General features: G+C 57.3%; 13 protein-coding genes. 3 read left to right on the forward strand and 10 right to left on the reverse strand.

All coding sequences use genetic code 11. The annotated features are described in order from the left end of the window. Positions 1-15: 15 nt before the first annotated feature. From CFT65_RS13720 to purU, 9 genes are all read right to left on the reverse strand, one after another. Positions 16-312 carry an integration host factor subunit beta gene (locus CFT65_RS13720; protein WP_008172061.1) on the reverse strand — a complete coding sequence of 99 codons (297 nt, stop codon included), beginning with the start codon at positions 310-312 and terminating at the stop codon, positions 16-18. Positions 313-445: 133 nt separating this feature from the next. Continuing rightward, positions 446-2,140, reverse strand: a complete 1,695-nt coding sequence (rpsA, locus tag CFT65_RS13725) for a 30S ribosomal protein S1 (protein ID WP_008172063.1) — start codon at positions 2,138-2,140, stop codon at positions 446-448. 130 nt (positions 2,141-2,270) lie between these two features. Beyond that, positions 2,271-2,951 (reverse strand): (d)CMP kinase, encoded by a 681-nt coding sequence (gene cmk / locus CFT65_RS13730; protein ID WP_088828668.1) that lies wholly within the window; start codon positions 2,949-2,951, stop codon positions 2,271-2,273. Beyond that, positions 2,951-5,179, reverse strand: a complete 2,229-nt coding sequence (locus CFT65_RS13735) for a bifunctional prephenate dehydrogenase/3-phosphoshikimate 1-carboxyvinyltransferase (protein ID WP_088828669.1) — start codon at positions 5,177-5,179, stop codon at positions 2,951-2,953. The genes cmk and CFT65_RS13735 overlap by 1 nt, the downstream gene beginning before the upstream one ends. Position 5,180: 1 nt before the next feature. Continuing rightward, positions 5,181-6,305, reverse strand: a complete 1,125-nt coding sequence (hisC, locus tag CFT65_RS13740; protein WP_088828670.1) for a histidinol-phosphate transaminase — start codon at positions 6,303-6,305, stop codon at positions 5,181-5,183. A gap of 45 nt (positions 6,306-6,350) precedes the next feature. Next, positions 6,351-7,448, reverse strand: coding sequence for a prephenate dehydratase (pheA, locus tag CFT65_RS13745; RefSeq protein WP_088828671.1), 1,098 nt, complete (start codon positions 7,446-7,448; stop codon positions 6,351-6,353). 2 nt (positions 7,449-7,450) lie between these two features. Next, positions 7,451-8,533, reverse strand: a complete 1,083-nt coding sequence (serC, locus tag CFT65_RS13750) for a 3-phosphoserine/phosphohydroxythreonine transaminase (protein ID WP_088828672.1) — start codon at positions 8,531-8,533, stop codon at positions 7,451-7,453. Positions 8,534-8,583: 50 nt separating this feature from the next. After that, positions 8,584-11,214: a DNA gyrase subunit A gene (gyrA, locus tag CFT65_RS13755; RefSeq protein ID WP_088828673.1), complete on the reverse strand. Its 2,631-nt coding sequence runs from the start codon at positions 11,212-11,214 to the stop codon at positions 8,584-8,586. Positions 11,215-11,339: 125 nt separating this feature from the next. Then, entirely contained in the window at positions 11,340-12,194 is an 855-nt protein-coding gene (purU, locus tag CFT65_RS13760) for a formyltetrahydrofolate deformylase (RefSeq protein WP_088828674.1), read from the reverse strand. 143 nt (positions 12,195-12,337) lie between these two features. On the opposite strand from purU, the gene ggt reads away from it, so the two are divergent. From ggt to ftsH, 3 genes are read left to right on the forward strand one after another with little or no spacing between them, the layout of a single operon-like run. Next, entirely contained in the window at positions 12,338-14,101 is a 1,764-nt protein-coding gene (ggt, locus tag CFT65_RS13765; RefSeq protein ID WP_088828675.1) for a gamma-glutamyltransferase, read from the forward strand. Positions 14,102-14,141: 40 nt separating this feature from the next. Then, the gene (locus tag CFT65_RS13770) at positions 14,142-14,390 is read left to right on the forward strand and encodes a YkoF family thiamine/hydroxymethylpyrimidine-binding protein (protein ID WP_088828676.1); all 249 of its coding nucleotides are present in this window, start codon (positions 14,142-14,144) and stop codon (positions 14,388-14,390) included. Continuing rightward, positions 14,387-16,306 (forward strand): ATP-dependent zinc metalloprotease FtsH, encoded by a 1,920-nt coding sequence (ftsH, locus tag CFT65_RS13775; protein WP_088828677.1) that lies wholly within the window; start codon positions 14,387-14,389, stop codon positions 16,304-16,306. Before CFT65_RS13770 ends, ftsH begins: the two co-directional genes overlap by 4 nt. A gap of 15 nt (positions 16,307-16,321) precedes the next feature. Here ftsH and CFT65_RS13780 read toward each other — a convergent pair whose 3' ends face one another. After that, positions 16,322-17,041, reverse strand: coding sequence for a ZIP family metal transporter (locus CFT65_RS13780; RefSeq protein ID WP_088828678.1), 720 nt, complete (start codon positions 17,039-17,041; stop codon positions 16,322-16,324). Positions 17,042-17,075: the final 34 nt, after the last annotated feature.

Raw genomic sequence — 17,075 nt, forward strand, 5'->3', positions numbered from 1 at the left:
TTCCCTGAGCAGCTGTTAAAAGCCTTTCTTCAAGCTGTCGTTGACCTGCTCTCTCAATTCTTTGCCGGGCTTGAAATGCGGCACATACTTGGCTGGTAGCTGGACAGCCTCACCGGTTTTCGGATTGCGCCCGGTACGCGCGGCCCGGTGATGAAGGGAAAAACTGCCAAATCCCCGGATTTCTATTCTCTGACCATCGGCGAGCGACTGGGACATGTGCTCAATGATGGTTTTTACAGCCAGTTCGACATCTTTAACGGAGAGCTGAGTCTGCTTGGAAGCAATCAGCTCGACCAGTTCGGACTTCGTCATGAGGCGTTTCCCTCTTTCATTTTTATTCGGCCGTCGGTTACCGGATTCCCATGACTACCTAGTTTAGCCAAACCAGAAAAAAACACAAAAAAACGGGCTCTTAGAGCCCGTTTTTTTCATACCAACCGGGATTTTAGTCCTTGTTGGCGTTTTGCTGCTGCATCTGCTCCTTGATGAGATCACCGATGGTGGTCGCACCAGAAGAGGTTTCTGCAGTCTTGGTCCGCACATTTTCCAGTGCCTGCTTGTCGTCCTCAACATCTTTGGACTTCACAGACAGGTTGATAATGCGGTTCTTGCGGTCGATGCTGATGATCTTCGCTTCAACTTCTTCGCCTTCCTTCAGCGCGTTGCGTGCGTCTTCAACACGGTCACGGCTGATTTCAGAGGCTTTCAGTACCGCTTCAACTTCGTCGTTGAGGGCGATGGTAGCCGCCTTGGCATCAACTGCAGACACAGTGCCCTTCACAATGGAGCCCTTGTCGTTCAGCTGAACGAACTCGGCGAACGGATCGCTCTCGAGCTGCTTGATACCCAGGGAAATACGCTCACGCTCCGGATCAACAGACAGGATAACGGTTTCAACTTCGTCACCCTTCTTGTATTCACGAACCGCTTCTTCGCCAGTCTCGTTCCAGCTGATGTCAGACAGGTGAACCAGACCGTCGATGCCACCATCCAGACCGATGAAGATACCAAAGTCAGTGATTGACTTGATCTTACCGGAGATGCGGTCGCCCTTGTTGAAGTTGCTGGAGAAATCTTCCCACGGGTTGGATACACACTGCTTGATACCCAGGGAAATACGACGACGCTCTTCGTCGATATCCAGAATCATCACGCCCACTTCGTCGCCTACCTGGACAACCTTGGACGGATGGATGTTCTTGTTGGTCCAGTCCATTTCAGATACGTGAACCAGCCCTTCAACACCTTCTTCCAGCTCAGCAAAGCAACCGTAGTCAGTCAGGTTGGTAACGCGTGCAGTAACCTTGCTGCCTTCCGGATAACGACCCTTGATATCAACCCAGGGATCTTCGCCCAGCTGCTTCAGGCCGAGAGAAACACGGTTGCGCTCACGATCGAACTTCAGAACCTTGACGCTGATTTCATCGCCAACATTAACGATTTCGCTCGGATGCTTGATGCGCTTCCAGGCCATATCGGTAATGTGCAGCAGGCCGTCAACACCGCCCAGATCCACGAACGCGCCGTAGTCTGTCAGGTTCTTGACGATACCCTTGATTTCCATACCCTCGGTCAGGGTTTCCAGCAGAGCTTCACGCTCGGCACTGTTCTCAGCTTCCAGAACGGCGCGGCGGGAAACAACCACATTGTTACGCTTCTGGTCGAGCTTGATAACCTTGAATTCGAGTTCTTTGTTCTCCAGGTGCGCGGTGTCGCGAACCGGACGAACGTCTACCAGCGAGCCAGGCAGGAAGGCACGGATACCGGCCAGATCGACGGTGAAACCACCCTTGACCTTGCCGTTGATGATACCTTTAACCACTTCCTCAGCTTCGAAGGACTTCTCGAGTACCTTCCAGGCTTCTGCACGCTTGGCCTTTTCACGGGACAGACGGGTCTCACCGAAGCCGTCTTCAACAGCGTCGAGAGCTACATCGACAACGTCGCCGATAGCAATTTCCAACTCGCCTTTTTCGTTAAGGAACTGGGAGGCGGGGATAACGCCTTCGGACTTCAGTCCGGCGTTAACGGTGACCCAGTCGTTATCGACGTCTACAACGGTTCCCTGGACGATGGAACCCGGTTGCATGTCAATTTCTTTTAGGCTTTCTTCAAAAAGATCCGCAAAGCTCTCGCTCATTATGAGTCCTATATGATCAACGCAAGTGTACTCCGTGCCACCAGCAACACGGTCTGTTAACAAGTTCCGGATTAAGCCTGTGGCTGGCAGATAACGCTACATCCGGCATTTCAACGACAAAAAGGTGTAGTCAGGTCTGGCCTGCTGCGGCCATACACCTGCCCAACACCTCTTCTATACTCAATCCCGTAGAATCAATGACTTGCGCATCATCTGCGGGCTTGAGAGGGGCTGCGGAACGGTTCATATCCCGTTCATCACGAACCCGTATCTCCTCTAAAAGGGCGTTAATATTAACATCGACACCCGCGTCCTTCAACTGGCTATAGCGCCGCTGGGCCCTCTCCTCGGCACTTGCCGTCAGGAAGATTTTCACCGGTGCATCCGGGAATACCACAGTCCCCATATCACGGCCATCGGCCACCAGTCCCGGCGCCTGCCGGAAATCGCGCTGGCGCTGCAAAAGGGCGTCACGGACCGGCTGCATCACAGCCACTTTTGAAGCATTGTCGCCCGCCGATTCTGTACGTATATCTGCGGTCACGTCCTGCCCTGCCAGAATGACTTTTACCGGCTCGCCTGCCGGCGTGGGCTCAAACGCCACATCCAGTCCGCCGGCAACTTTTACCAGCCCGTTCTCGTCATCCAGAGACACGCCCTGGCGAACCGCGGCGAGCGCCGTCAGCCGATACAAAGCACCACTATCAAGCAGGTGCCAGCCCAGCTTTCGGGCCAACATCTGGGTAATCGTGCCTTTGCCGGAACCCCCAGGACCATCCACGGTGATCACCGGTGCACTGCTACCAACCATTATTCAGCCCCCTCGGCTGAGATATTGATCCCCGTTCCTTGCGCAAGTTCCACAAACCCGGGGAAAGACGTTGCCACGTTGGCACAGTCGGTCACCGTGATTTCCCCCGCAGTGCGCAGGGATGCGACTGCAAAGGACATCGCGATGCGGTGGTCGCCGTGGCTGTTCACGGTACCGCCACTAATGGTCTGGCCGCCATCAATAATAATGCCGTCCGGGGTTACGGTAGTGTCCACGCCCAGTTCGGCAAGGCCATCTGCCATCACCTGGATCCGATCGCTTTCCTTGACCCGAAGCTCCTCAGCGCCCCGCAGAACCGTTCGGCCTTTGGCGCAAGCTGCAGCAATGAACAGCACCGGGAACTCGTCGATGGCCAGGGGCACCTGATCTTCAGGAATATCGATACCCTGCAACTCGGCCGAGCGGACCCGCAGGTCAGCAACCGGCTCGCCACCGATTTCGCGCTCGTCCAGAATCTCGATGCTGGCGCCCATCTGGTTCAGGATGTTGATCACACCCACCCGGGTCGGGTTCATACCAACGTGCCGAAGGATCAGATCCGAACCCGGGGCAATACTGGCCGCGACCAGGAAAAACGCCGACGAAGAAATATCGGCAGGTACATCAATATTGGTGGCCGTCAATTGACCGCCACCACTTACACTGGCCGTCGAGCCATCCCGATGAACGTGGTAGCCAAAGCCCGCCAGCATGCGCTCGGTGTGATCGCGGGTAGGGGCCGGCTCGGTGACCGACGTACTGCCCTCGGCATAAAGCCCGGCCAGCAGGAGGCACGATTTCACCTGGGCACTGGCAACGGGCATTTCATAATGAATACCGGACAGCTTCTGGCCACCACGGATTTTCAGGGGCGGGCGACCACCTTCAGCGGTATCAATAACGGCGCCCATCGCCCTGAGCGGATCGGCAACCCGCCCCATCGGGCGGCCAGAGAGACTCGCATCGCCGGTCAGCTCGGAATCAAAGGGCTGGGCCGCCAGCAATCCTGCAAACAACCGCATGGCCGTTCCGGAGTTCCCCAGATACAATGGTCCCCTTGGGGCCTGCAGCCCGTGCATGCCAACGCCATGGATGCGAACAAAGCCGTCATCCGGGCCTTCTATGGTCACGCCCATATCCCGGAATGCCTGGAGCGTGGCCAGGCTGTCCTCACCTTCCAGAAATCCTTTCACTTCGGTTACGCCGTCTGCCAGCGCACCCAGCATTATCGAACGGTGCGACATCGACTTGTCGCCTGGCACCCGGATATCACCGGTAATCGCGCCACCGGGCCGAAGACGGAACGTCACCTGCTTTTCACTGTTGTTTGTCACGTAAGCCTGTCCTGAGAGCATCTTCGAAAAGTGTTCACGCGCCGCCTTGGCGCGACTGAAAACCCGCAACAACGTGGCGCTGTCCTGATTGGCGATGGCAGTACGCAGTTGCTCGAGATCGTGGGTAAAGTGATCAATCACACGCAGAACCGCATCGCGGTTCGACAGAAAGATATCGTGCCACATCACCGGATCGCTGGCCGCAATCCGGGTAAAGTCCCTGAAGCCACCGGCGGCATAGCGGAAAATATCCATGTTCTCATCTTCACCCGCCAGGGTATCAACCAGGGAGAACGCAATGAGGTGCGGCAAGTGGCTTGTGGCTGCCAACACCTCATCGTGATACGCCACCGACATGGTCAGCACCGTGGCACCGCAGCCCTCCCACAACGCTTTCAACTGAGCAAGGTGCGACTGGCTAACGTCATCAGGCGGCGTAAGAATGACCTTGTGGTTAGCGAACAGCTCGGGGTTGGCCGCCCGAATGCCACTCTTCTCCGAACCGGCAATAGGATGGCCGGGAATGATCCGGGGCGACAGGCTGCCGAACACTGCCTCAACATCATTCACGAAACTGGACTTGGTGCTACCGACGTCGGTGAGGGTCGCGTCCGCCTCCAATGTCGGACGAATCTGCTCAAGAACCGCGCGGGTTGCCCTTACCGGCACAGCCAGCACAACCAGGTCCGCACCCCGGACAGCATCAGACACTGTTGATGCCGCCTGATCGATCACACCCAGCTCTTTGCCGAGCTGCAGCTCCTCGTCGCGCTGATCGGCTCCAACAACTGTGCCCGCCAGCCCGTTGCGACGGATTGCACAGGCCAGAGAGCCACCAATCAGCCCGAGGCCAATCACAGCTACCCGTTTAAACAGAGGCTCGAAAGACGCCATATCAGTCGCTGAGCCCCGATGCGGTCAGTGACTGGGCCAGAGCGTCGATAAAGCGCTCATTTTCTTCCGGAAGGCCGACAGACACCCGAAGATGCCGTGGCATGCCATAGCCCGCAATGGGCCGGACTATCACTCCGTGAGCCAGCAGGGACTGGTACACGCCCATGGCCTGCTCCCCCACTTCCACGGCAACAAAGTTCCCGGCCGACGGGATGTAAGCGAGCCCCATCCGGTCGAATGCCTCCTGCAACTGACGGAGACCGGCCGTATTCACATCCCGCGAACGCTGGAGGTAATCCTCATCCTCAAGCACAGCCGTGGCTGCAGACAGGGCAACCGTATCGACGTTAAAGGGCTGGCGCACCCGGTTCAGAATATCGGCAATGGCCGGCGAGCTGATGCTGTACCCGACCCTCAGGGCCGCGAGCCCCCAGGCTTTGGAAAACGTGCGGCAAACGATGAGATTCGGGAAGCGGGCCAACAATTCGACCCCGTCCGGGTATTGATCACCGGTCAGGTATTCGCAGTAGGCCTCATCCAGGACTACAAGCACATTCTCCGGAATCTTCGCCAGGAACGCCTCAATCGCATCCGCTGTGTGAACCGTGCCTGTGGGATTATTGGGGTTGGCAACAAACACCAGGCGAGTGCGATCGGTAACCGCCGCGGCCATGGCATCCAGATCGTGCCCCCACTCCCGTGCAGGCACAGACACGCCCCCGGCGCCGATGGCCTGGGTCACCAGAGGATAAACGGCAAAAGCATACTGGGAGAAGACGACGTCGGAGTCTGTATCAGCGAAGCAACGGGTAATCACTTCCAGAACATCGTTGGAGCCGTTGCCAAGGGTAATCTGATCCATCCCAACATTCAGACGCTTCGACAACGCCTGTTTCAGATTGAATCCGTTACCATCGGGATACAGACAAAGCTCGGATAACGCTTGGCGCGCCGCCTCAAGGGCCTTTTCGCTAGGCCCGAGCGGGTTTTCGTTGCTGGCAAGCTTGATGATTTCCGCCGGTTTGAGGCCCAGTTCACGGGCCAGCTCGTCGATCGGCTTGCCCGGCTGGTAGGGTGAGAGCGCCTGTACGCCGCGAACCGCCAGACTCTGGTAATCAATGGCCATAAATCGTCCTCGACACTCTTTGTTCAAAAACGCAGGTGCGGATACTCAAAGCACGCCAATCGGGTAGGAGCCCAGGCGTTTGAGCTCAACTGCCTCTTCGTCCACTTCTGCCAACACTTTCCGGACCTGCTCATCTTCCATGTGTCCCTCGAAATCGATGTAGAACACGTAGGCCCAGGTACCACTCGGCGAAGGCCGTGTTTCGATTCGGGTCAGGCTGAGGCCATGGCGGTGGAAAGGCTCTAGGAGCTGATATAGCGCTCCCGGCTTATTGCGCATGGACACCAGGATGGACGACTTGTCGTGACCGCTGGCTGGCACTTCCTCCCGGCCGATGATCAGGAATCTGGTGGTATTGTCCGGGCGATCCTCAATGCTGTTCGCCAGCTTCTCCAGACCGTAGAGCTCAGCTGCCATATCACCGGCAATGGCGGCCGTGCCCGGCTCCTCGGCAGCCCGACGGGCGGCTTCGGCATTGCTGGAGACGGTAACCCGCTCAATACCGTAGCGGTGAGTGTCCAACCACTGGCGGCACTGGGCAAACGACTGCTGATGGGAATAAATCCGGGTAATTTCCTGGTCGCCGTGCTTCGGACACACCAGCAGGTGATGGTGAATCCGCAACTGAACCTCGCCACAGATCTTCAGCGGCGAGGACATGAACATATCGAGGGTGTGGTTGATCATACCCTCGGTAGAGTTTTCGACCGGCACCACGCCATAGTGGGCGGCGCCGGATTCAACTTCCCGGAAAACCGCATCAATGGCAGGCAATGGCACACTGACTACCGAATGACCGAAATGCTTGAGCGCTGCAGCCTGGGTAAAGGTGCCAATCGGCCCCAGGAAGGCAATGTGCATGGGCTTTTCCAACGCCAGGCAGGCGGACATGATTTCCCGGAACAGGCGGGCCATTTCCTCGCCGGACAGCGGCCCCGGATTATGTTCCTTGATGCGCCTAAGCACCTGGGCTTCCCGCTCGGGGCGGTAGAAAAAGATGTCCTGCCCCGGATTGGCGGTCATTTTGACGTGGGCCACTTCCTGCGCACAGGCGGCCCTGGCACTGATCAGCTCCATGATCTTCTGATCAATCTGATCGATCTCTTCCCGAAGCTCTCCGAGCCGAACCTGCTCATCACTCATGATCAGCCACGCTCCTTCGCAAATTCGGTCATGTAGTTAATCAGCGCATCAACACCCGCCTCCGGCATCGCGTTGTAAATACTTGCGCGCATTCCGCCAACCGAGCGGTGTCCGGCGAGGTTCAGCAGGCCACGGGTATTGGCGCCCTTCAGGAACTCACCATTCAGGCCATCATCAGCCAGGGTGAACGGCACGTTCATCCAGGAGCGGAAGCGCGGGTCGATCGGGTTGGCGTAAAACTCGTTGGTATCGATAAAATCATAGAGCTTGCGGGCTTTGCGCAGGTTGATCTCACCCATCGCCTTCACACCGCCCTGCTCTTTCAGCCACTTGAAAACCAGACCGGCCAGGTACCAGGAATAGGTGGCCGGGGTGTTGTACATGGAGCCGTTATCCGCAATGACCTGATAGTTCATCATGGTCGGGGTCTCCTTGCGGGCCTTACCCAGGAGATCCTTGCGAATAATAACCACCACCAGTCCTGAGGGACCAATGTTCTTCTGGGCACCGGCATAGATCACACCGAACCTGGAGACGTCCACCGGCCTCGAAAGCATTGATGAGGACATGTCGGCGACCAGCGGTGTGCTCGGGATCTCCGGAATAAAACCGAACTCCAGACCACCGATGGTTTCGTTGGGCGTGTAGTGCAGGTAAGCCGCGTCGGCACTGGTCTGCCAGGAGGACTGGTCCGGAATGGTGGTAAAGCCACTGTCTTCCGAACTCGCCACTACGTTCACTTTGCCATAGCGACTGGCCTCGGCAATGGCCTTTTTGGACCAGATGCCGGTGTTCACGTAGTCAGCAGAACCTTTTTCGCCCAGCAGATTCAGAGGAATGGTGGAAAACTGGCTTGACGCCCCACCCTGCATAAACAGAACGGCGTAGTCGTCCGACACGCCGGCCAGTTCACGCAGATCTTTTTCTGCAGTTTCGGCAATCTGGACAAACTCGTCGCTGCGATGGCTCATTTCCATCACCGACATGCCGGTACTGCGCCAGTCGAGCATTTCATCCCGCGCCTGCCGAAGCACGCTCTCCGGCAAAGTGGCCGGACCTGCACAAAAGTTATACGCCCTGCTCATGTTGCTGCTTTCTCTCAAGTCTTACTGAATCTGTCTGTGGCAGTGCCGGCTTATTCGTCGCCGGCACCTTCACCTTTTTCGCCTTCTTCCGCGCTATCGTCTGCGGCATCGACTTCACCGTCGATTGGCTCACCGTCGATTTCTTCAGCGTCGGTTTCCGCAATCCGCTCAACACCCACCAGGCGTTCATCTTCCTGGCCAAGCTTGATCAAGCGGACGCCCTGGGTGTTACGACTCAGGACAGACACCTCATCGGTGCGGGTACGTACCAGCGTGCCCTTGTCAGAAATCAGCATCATTTCGTCCCCGTCAAACAGCTGTAGCGCTGTTACCAGGTTGCCGTTCCGCTCGGAACACTGCATCGCAATAACGCCCTGGCTACCCCGGCTGTAAGTCGGGAACTCTTCAATGGTGGTCCGCTTGCCGTACCCATTTTCAGACGCGGTCAGGATAACCCCGCCTTCCTGCGGAATAATCAGAGACACCACGTGGTGACCTTGTGGCATCTTGATGCCGCGAACACCACGGGCAGTCCGGCTCATCGGGCGCACTGCTTCCTCATTGAACCGCACAGCCTTGCCAGCGGTCGAGAACAGCATCACCTCTGCGTCGCCCTTGGTAATGGCGGCACCGATCAGGGTATCGCCCTCATCCAGGGACAGCGCAATCAGGCCGCTGCTGCGGGGACGTGAGAAGTTCGGCAGCGGCGTTTTCTTGACTACGCCAGCGGACGTGGCCATCAGTACAAACTGGTCTTCCGGATAGTCACGCACCGGCAGGAAGGTGGTGATACGTTCACCTTCTTCCAGCGGCAAAATGTTGACCATCGGACGACCACGGGAAGCCCGGCTGGCCCGCGGAATCTCGAACACCCGCAGCCAGTAGACCTTGCCGCGGTTGGAGAAGCACAGAATGGTGTCGTGGGAATTGGCAACCAGCAACTTCTCAACGAAGTCTTCATCCTTCATCGAGGTCGCAGCCTTGCCCCGGCCACCACGGCGCTGGGCCTGATAGTCTTCCACGGCCTGGGTCTTGGCATAACCACTGTGAGAAATGGTCACCACGAGGTCTTCTTCATCAATCAGGTCGGCAATCGTCAGATCACGCTGAGAGCTTGTGATCTCGGTACGGCGTTCGTCACCGAACTCGGAAACAACCGCTTCGAGTTCTTCACGGATAACCTGCATCAGGCGGTCCGGGTCGCCCAGAATCTCGAGCAGGCCAGCAATCTTCTCAAGGATGTCCTTGTACTCGTTCTGCAGCTTCTCGGTTTCCAGACCGGTCAGGCGATGCAGACGCATATCCAGAATTGCCTGGGTCTGCTCGGGGGACAGATAGTAAAGGCCATCACGCAGACCATAGATTTCCGGAAGATCGTCTGGACGACAGGCGTCCTCACCGGCCCGCTCCAGCATCGCCAGAACATCACCCGGAGCCCAGCCCCTGGCCATCAGCTTTTCTTTTGCTTCCACCGAGCTGGGCGACGCCTTGATCAGCTCAATCATCTCGTCGATGTTGGCGAGGGCAACTGTGAGGCCTTCAAGGATGTGGCCGCGTTCGCGGGCCTTGCGCAGCTCATAGATGGTCCGGCGGGTAACCACCTCTCGACGGTGCCGCACAAAGGCATCCAGCATCTGCTTCAGATTCAGCGTTTTCGGCTCGCCGTTGATCAGCGCAACCATGTTGATACCGAACACCGTCTGCAGCTGGGTGTGAGCGAACAGGTTATTGACCACCACATCCGGGTTTTCACCCCGACGCAGCTCGATCACCACACGGATACCTTCCTTGTTGGATTCGTCCCGCAGCTCGGTAATACCTTCGAGGCGCTTCTCTTTGACCAACTCGGCGATCTTTTCGATCAGGCGGGCCTTGTTAAGCTGGTACGGCAGCTCAGTAATGATGACAGCGTCGCGATTGGTTTTTTTGTCGTGCTCAATCTCATGGCGGGCACGGACATAAATACGGCCCCGGCCGGTACGGTAGGCTTCGACAATGCCGGCACGGCCATTGATGATGCCCTCGGTCGGGAAATCCGGGCCCGGGATGAATTCCATCAGCTCATCAACCGTGAGATCCGGATTATCAATCAGCGCCAGACAGCCGTTGACCACTTCCGTCAGGTTGTGGGGCGGAATATTGGTAGCCATGCCCACGGCGATACCGGAGGAACCGTTCACCAGCAGGTTCGGAACCCGGGTAGGAAGCACCTCGGGAATACGCTCGGTGCCGTCGTAGTTATCGACAAAATCGACGGTTTCCTTGTCCAGATCCGCCAACAGGGAGTGGGCGATCTTCTCCATGCGGATCTCGGTGTAACGCATGGCAGCCGCGTTATCGCCGTCAATGGAACCGAAGTTACCCTGACCGTCGACCAGCGGATAACGCAGGGAAAACGGCTGGGCCATACGTACAATGGTGTCGTAGACCGCAGAGTCACCGTGGGGGTGGTATTTACCGATAACGTCACCCACCACACGGGCGGACTTCTTGTAGGCCTTGTTCCAGTCGTTGTTCAGTTCGGACATCGCGAACAGAACACGGCGGTGAACCGGCTTGAGGCCATCCCTCACATCCGGAAGCGCCCGCCCGACGATTACACTCATGGCGTAATCGAGGTAGGACTGTTTTAACTCGTCTTCAATATTGACCGGCAGGATCTCTTTGGCTAACTCACCCATCGAGAAAGGTTCCTTTGCGTTACTGGAAGTCGTATCAGGGCCGTTTCCGGGCCCCATAGTTATTCTTCATCAAGCCGCCAAGTCTACCACAGTCGCGCCCTTTCCGGGGCAACTGTGAGGCAGCCTTAATCAAACACCACCGTCTTGTTTTCGTAGGTAATCACCCGGTCTTCGATGTGCGAACGCAGGCCCCGGGCCAACACGTTCTTTTCCACATCCTTGCCCAGACGAACCATATCCTCAATGGAATCGCTGTGGGTAATCCGGATAACGTCCTGCTCAATGATCGGGCCCTCGTCGAGATCCTGAGTCACGTAGTGGCAGGTAGCACCAATCAGCTTCACACCCCGGCTGTAGGCCTGATGGTAAGGGCGGGCACCGGCGAAGGACGGCAGGAAACTGTGATGGATGTTGATGACCTTGCCCGCGTACTTTTTACAAAGCTCACCGGGCAGAATCTGCATGTAGCGGGCAAGCACAACCACATCGGCCTCATATTTCTGGAACAGCTCATCAATGTGGGCGAAGGCGTCTGCCTTGTTTTCCTTGCTCACCGGCACATGGTGATAGGGAATCTCGTGCCACTCCACCATCCTGCGCAGGTCGTCGTGGTTGGAAATCACCGCCACAATCTCGGCGTTGATCTCCTTGCTGTGCCAGCGGTACAGCAGATCCGCCACGCAGTGGGATTCCTTGCTGCACATCAGGACAACCTTCTTCGGCTGAGCCGAATCGGCAATGTGCCAGTGCATGTTGAATTCGCGGGCAATGGGCTCGAACGCGGCACGGAACTGGTCCAGACCGAACGGAATCGAGTTGGCCTTGATTTCGTGCCGCATGAAAAACCAGCCGGTATGGGTATCCGAATGGTGACTCGCCTCGGTAATCCAGCCATTGTATGTAGACAGAAAATTACTCACCTTGGCGACAATTCCCACCCGGTCGGGGCAGGAAATCACAAGACGATAGGTATGCTCCATGAAAACCTTTCCTTAACTGAAATCCGGGAAAGCAGGTGCGTCGGGGAATCACCACCGGCATTAACGGCAGGTTAACGGTACGCACCTATGAAAATGACCGGCTATCATAGCCTATCTGAACGCCAGAAACGAGGAATGGAGAGATGGACAGAGACCTATACCAACACACTGCCAAAAACCTCGCCAAGGGGCGCTCAGGCCGCCTTTCGATTGTAGCGGCCCTGGCCTTTTTGATGACCGTCGGCCCGGCATTCGGCCAGGCCATTCTCGAAGGCGAGCGATTTCACCGGGTTACCGCGACCCAGGGCATGGTTGCCACTAGCCATACGCTGGCCACCGAGGTTGCACTCGACGTACTGAAGAACGGCGGCAATGCAATCGATGCGGCGGTAACAGCCGGTTTTGCCCTGGCCGTCACCCAGCCCCGCTCCGGCAACATTGGCGGGGGCGGCTTCATGCTGATCTCCAAAGGCGACGGCTCAGACCCGGAAGCCATCGATTATCGCGAAAAAGCGCCCGCCGCCGCCTCGGAGACCATGTTCCAGGACGAATCCGGAGGTGTGGTTAAAAACCGCAGCCGCTTCACCCACCTGGCCGCAGGCGTGCCCGGGACCGTCGCCGGCCTGGCACTGGCGCTGGAGAGACACGGCACCATCACCCTTAAACAGGCATTGGCTCCGGCCATCAAACTTGCCGAAGACGGGTTCGTGTTGCCTCAGCGTTTCACTGAAGGCCTGGAGCAGGCCCGTGAAAGGCTCGAGCGCTGGCCCGCCACCCGCGAGACCTTTTATAAGGAAGATGGGAGTTCCTGGCGCCCCGGAGAACGTTTTCGTCAGCCTGACCTGGCGGCAACGCTCCAGCGCATAGCCGATGACGGCGTGAAGGGCTTTTACGAGGGCAGAACTGCCGAGCTGATCGCCAGCGAGATGGACCGGCACGATGGGCTGATCACCCTGGAAGATCTGAAAAACTATCGCCCTGAGGTACGTACACCGGTGCACGGCACCTACCAGGGTTACGACATTTTCTCCATGTCACCCCCCTCTTCCGGTGGCACCCACATTGTCCAGATACTGAACATTCTCGAAGGGTTTCCCATGGCCGAGTTCGGCCATAACTCCGCTGATGCGATCCATCACATGGCCGAAGCCATGAAACTGGCCTACGCCGACCGTTCAAAATACCTTGGCGACACCGATTATGTGGATGTGCCGCTGACAGGGCTGACGAGCAAAGGCTACGCAGAGGAACTCCGCGAAGGCATTGATCCAGACAAGGCACGACCGGCCAGCGACATTAATCCCGGACAGCCGGCTGCCTGGGAAAGCCCGGAGACCACCCATTTCTCCGTGGTGGACAAATGGGGCAACGCGGTGTCTAACACCTACACCATCAATTTCAGTTACGGGTCCGGCATCACAGTGGAAGGCGCCGGTTTCCTGCTTAACAACGAAATGGACGATTTCAGCGCCAAGCCAGGGGTACCCAACGCCTACGGCCTGATCGGCGGCGAAGCCAACAAGGTCGAGCCAGGCAAACGCATGCTGAGCTCCATGTCGCCCACCATCGTGAAAAAGGATAGCAAGAATGTTCTGGTAACCGGCAGCCCGGGTGGCTCCCGGATCATTACCACCACCTTGCAGGTGATCCTCAATGTGATTGATCATGGCATGAACATTCAGACCGCCGTGAGCGCACCCCGCATGCACCACCAGTGGCTGCCGGATGAAATCCGGATTGAACAGGGCATCAGCCCCGACACTATCCGGCTGCTGCAGGAACGGGGGCACACGGTGGTTGGTGGTTCAGCCATGGGCGCCATCCAGAGTATCCTGATTGATGAAAAAGGAGTCCGTCACGGAGGTGCGGACCCGAGGAGGAGCACTTCGTCGGCCATGGGCTATTAACGGGCAATTGACCAGGGTCACTGACCTGAAAGGAGACTGTATGTATCTTTCTGTACAACTGAGCTGCTATCCCCTGAAAGAGGAATATAAGCAGCCAATCAAAGACCTTATCGCGCGCCTGGAGCAAACCGGGCTGGAAGTCTACCCGGGGCGAATGAGCACCGAGATTTTCGGCGACTATGATGAGGTTATGAGCGTGCTCTCGGATACCATGAAATGGTCATTCGAGACCTACGGCAAATCCGTCTTCGTGGCGAAGATCATGGAGGGCGACCGGAGACCGAAATGACAGCACCGAGCGGGCCAGACAACCAAAACCAAAAACAGAAGCCGGAGCAGAACCAACAGCCGGCAATCCCGAACCAGTTCGCGTTCCTGTGGCTCAGCGCGGCCATCTTTCTCATGGTGCTCTGGCTTCAGGACGGCGGACAACCCCGGCTTCAGGATCTGGCGTACTCCGAATTCAAAACCGCCGTCATGAATCAGCAGGTAGCGGAAGTTACTTTGAAAGAAGAAGCCATTACCGGTCTGTTTACCGACAGCGGTGCGGCAGACTTCAGCTCGGACAATCCAGCACGAACCAGCTCCCCGGGATTCCAGACCATCCGACCGCCCATGGAAGATCCTTCCCTGCTTGACCTGCTGGAAGAGCACGACGTCATCATCCGGGCCACACCCTCCGGACTACCCTGGTGGCAGGAGATGATCCGCGGCTTCCTGCCCTGGATCCTGCTGCTGGCGCTGATGTTCTGGTTCTGGGGCGCGGCCCAGAAGCGAATGACCCAGGGTGGTGGGCCGTTTGATTTCAGCCGTTCCAAAGCAAGACGGGCCCGCAAGGAAACCTCTACGGCAACGCTCGATGACGTGGCCGGCATTGAATCCGCCAAGCGGGAAATTGCCGAAATCATCGATTTTCTGAAATCCCCCGAGAAGTACCGGGCCCTCGGTGCCGTTATGCCCAAGGGCGTGCTTCTCGTCGGCCCACCGGGCACCGGTAAGACCCTGCTGGCCCGAGCTATCGCCGGCGAAGCCGAAGTGCCCTTCTACAGCATCAGTGCCTCGGAATTTATCGAGATGTTCGTGGGCGTCGGTGCCGCTCGCGTTCGGGATATGTTCAAGGAAGCCCGGAAAGACGCACCGGCGCTGATTTTCATCGACGAGCTGGACGCTATCGGCCGTTCACGGGGCGCCGGCCTGGGTGGCGGACACGATGAACGGGAACAGACTCTGAACCAGATCCTCACCGAAATGGACGGCTTCGAGGCCCATGAGAATGTTCTGGTTCTGGCGGCCACCAACCGACCGGACGTTCTGGACAGCGCCCTGCTCCGTCCGGGCCGTTTTGACCGCAAGATCACTCTGGATCGCCCACACAAAGAGGCCCGCGCGGCGATCCTGGCCGTTCACGTGCGAAAGGTACCACTGGCAAATGATGTCGACCTGGATCAACTGGCCGCGCGGACCATCGGTTTTTCCGGGGCGGACCTGAAGAACCTGGTAAATGAAGCAGCGCTCACCGCAGCCCGCGAAAGCCTGCACGAAGTGAATGCCCATTGCTTTGAGCTGGCCCGGGACAGAATTATTCTCGGCGAGGAGCGGGACACCAAGCTTAACCCGCAAGAGCGCGAGGCCGTTGCCTACCACGAGTGTGGTCACGCCATCATGGCTTACTATATGCCGAACGCAGACCCTCTCACCAAGTTGACCATCATTCCTCACGGCATGGCCATGGGAGTGACCGAGCAAACGCCCAAAGAAGACCACTATACGTATACCGAGAGCTACCTGAAGGATCGCATCAAGGTGATGCTTGGCGGTCGCTGTTCGGAAAAGCTGATCTATGGCGAAGTCAGCACCGGCGCCCAGAACGACCTCAAGGAAGCAACCGCACTGATACGCAAGATGATCGGTCAATGGGGTATGAGTGAAAAGATCGGCCCCCTCGGCCTGAGTATCGGAGAGGATCATGTATTCCTTGGCCGGGAGATGGGCATGCCAAGGGAATTCTCCGAAAAGATGGCCGAGATGATTGATGGGGAAATACAGTCCCAGCTGCTGGCCCTGGAGAAAGCGACTCTGGACTTCCTGAATGAGCACCGCAACCAATTGGAAGCATTGGCCAAAGCCGTATTGAAGCAAGAAACTCTTTCTGCCGAAGACGTCGAGGAAATCCTGCGCCAGGAAGATTCACGGAAGATTGCCTGATACTCCAATCATGGCCTAGATCACCAGGTCATGACTGAACAGCGTAATACAAAACCCAAGGACCGCTCCCAGAGGTGGACCCCAATGCCGGTCAAGCCTGGATTGAGGAGCGATGTCCTGGAAAATCAGGTACAGAATACCGCCGGAAGCCATCAACATCAGTGAGCCAAGTAACACGGGGCGCTCAGATAAGAAGAAATATCCAAACAGGCCCGCCATCGGGCCTGTGATGACCAGGCTACTCATAAAGACCAATGTCTTTCGTGAGCTGTGGCCTTCGAGGTAAAGCAACTCCCGATAAGCGTTGAACCCCTCTGGTAAATTCTGCAATGCAATGAGCAACGCCATGAGGAGTGCGATCTCGGTGTTCACCACAGCGAGCCCACCGAGCGCCGCAGCTTCCGGAATAAAATCCAGCATCACACCCAGAAGCTGAGGAGATTCACGGCGTTTCAACCCGAGAACTCGCTCTATCAGGAAGAAGATGAGCCCGCCCGCAAGAATTGCCGGAATCGCAAGAAGGGATCCCCCCATACTGGACCGGCCTTCCGGAATAAAAACTACGGCGACCGCGCCAAGCAGGATGCCGCCCCCGAGCGCGATTACAAAATGACGAAACTCCTGTTCCAGCCAATTGGGTCGGATCCGCTCGAAACTGGCGAACAGTCCGCCCAATGGAATGCAGGCGCCGGCAAGGACGGTCAGGCCAACAATTGAGAGAACATCTATGAACATCAGATAAAAGGACCTATGGGGCGACCGGTGATAT

Origin of the sequence: Marinobacter sp. es.048 (assembly GCF_900188435.1) — a bacterium.
In the GTDB taxonomy this organism is placed as follows: domain Bacteria; phylum Pseudomonadota; class Gammaproteobacteria; order Pseudomonadales; family Oleiphilaceae; genus Marinobacter.

Coding starts and splice junctions, on each gene's coding strand:
- ftsH (WP_088828677.1), top strand. CDS start 14,387: ATGACAGCACCGAGCGGGCCAGACAACCAAAACCAAAAACAGAAGCCG.
- rpsA (WP_008172063.1), bottom strand. CDS start 2,140: ATGAGCGAGAGCTTTGCGGATCTTTTTGAAGAAAGCCTAAAAGAAATT.
- pheA (WP_088828671.1), bottom strand. CDS start 7,448: ATGAGTGATGAGCAGGTTCGGCTCGGAGAGCTTCGGGAAGAGATCGAT.
- purU (WP_088828674.1), bottom strand. CDS start 12,194: ATGGAGCATACCTATCGTCTTGTGATTTCCTGCCCCGACCGGGTGGGA.
- cmk (WP_088828668.1), bottom strand. CDS start 2,951: ATGGTTGGTAGCAGTGCACCGGTGATCACCGTGGATGGTCCTGGGGGT.
- serC (WP_088828672.1), bottom strand. CDS start 8,533: ATGAGCAGGGCGTATAACTTTTGTGCAGGTCCGGCCACTTTGCCGGAG.
- CFT65_RS13720 (WP_008172061.1), bottom strand. CDS start 312: ATGACGAAGTCCGAACTGGTCGAGCTGATTGCTTCCAAGCAGACTCAG.
- ggt (WP_088828675.1), top strand. CDS start 12,338: ATGGACAGAGACCTATACCAACACACTGCCAAAAACCTCGCCAAGGGG.
- hisC (WP_088828670.1), bottom strand. CDS start 6,305: ATGGCCATTGATTACCAGAGTCTGGCGGTTCGCGGCGTACAGGCGCTC.
- CFT65_RS13780 (WP_088828678.1), bottom strand. CDS start 17,041: ATGTTCATAGATGTTCTCTCAATTGTTGGCCTGACCGTCCTTGCCGGC.
- CFT65_RS13735 (WP_088828669.1), bottom strand. CDS start 5,179: ATGGCGTCTTTCGAGCCTCTGTTTAAACGGGTAGCTGTGATTGGCCTC.
- gyrA (WP_088828673.1), bottom strand. CDS start 11,214: ATGGGTGAGTTAGCCAAAGAGATCCTGCCGGTCAATATTGAAGACGAG.
- CFT65_RS13770 (WP_088828676.1), top strand. CDS start 14,142: ATGTATCTTTCTGTACAACTGAGCTGCTATCCCCTGAAAGAGGAATAT.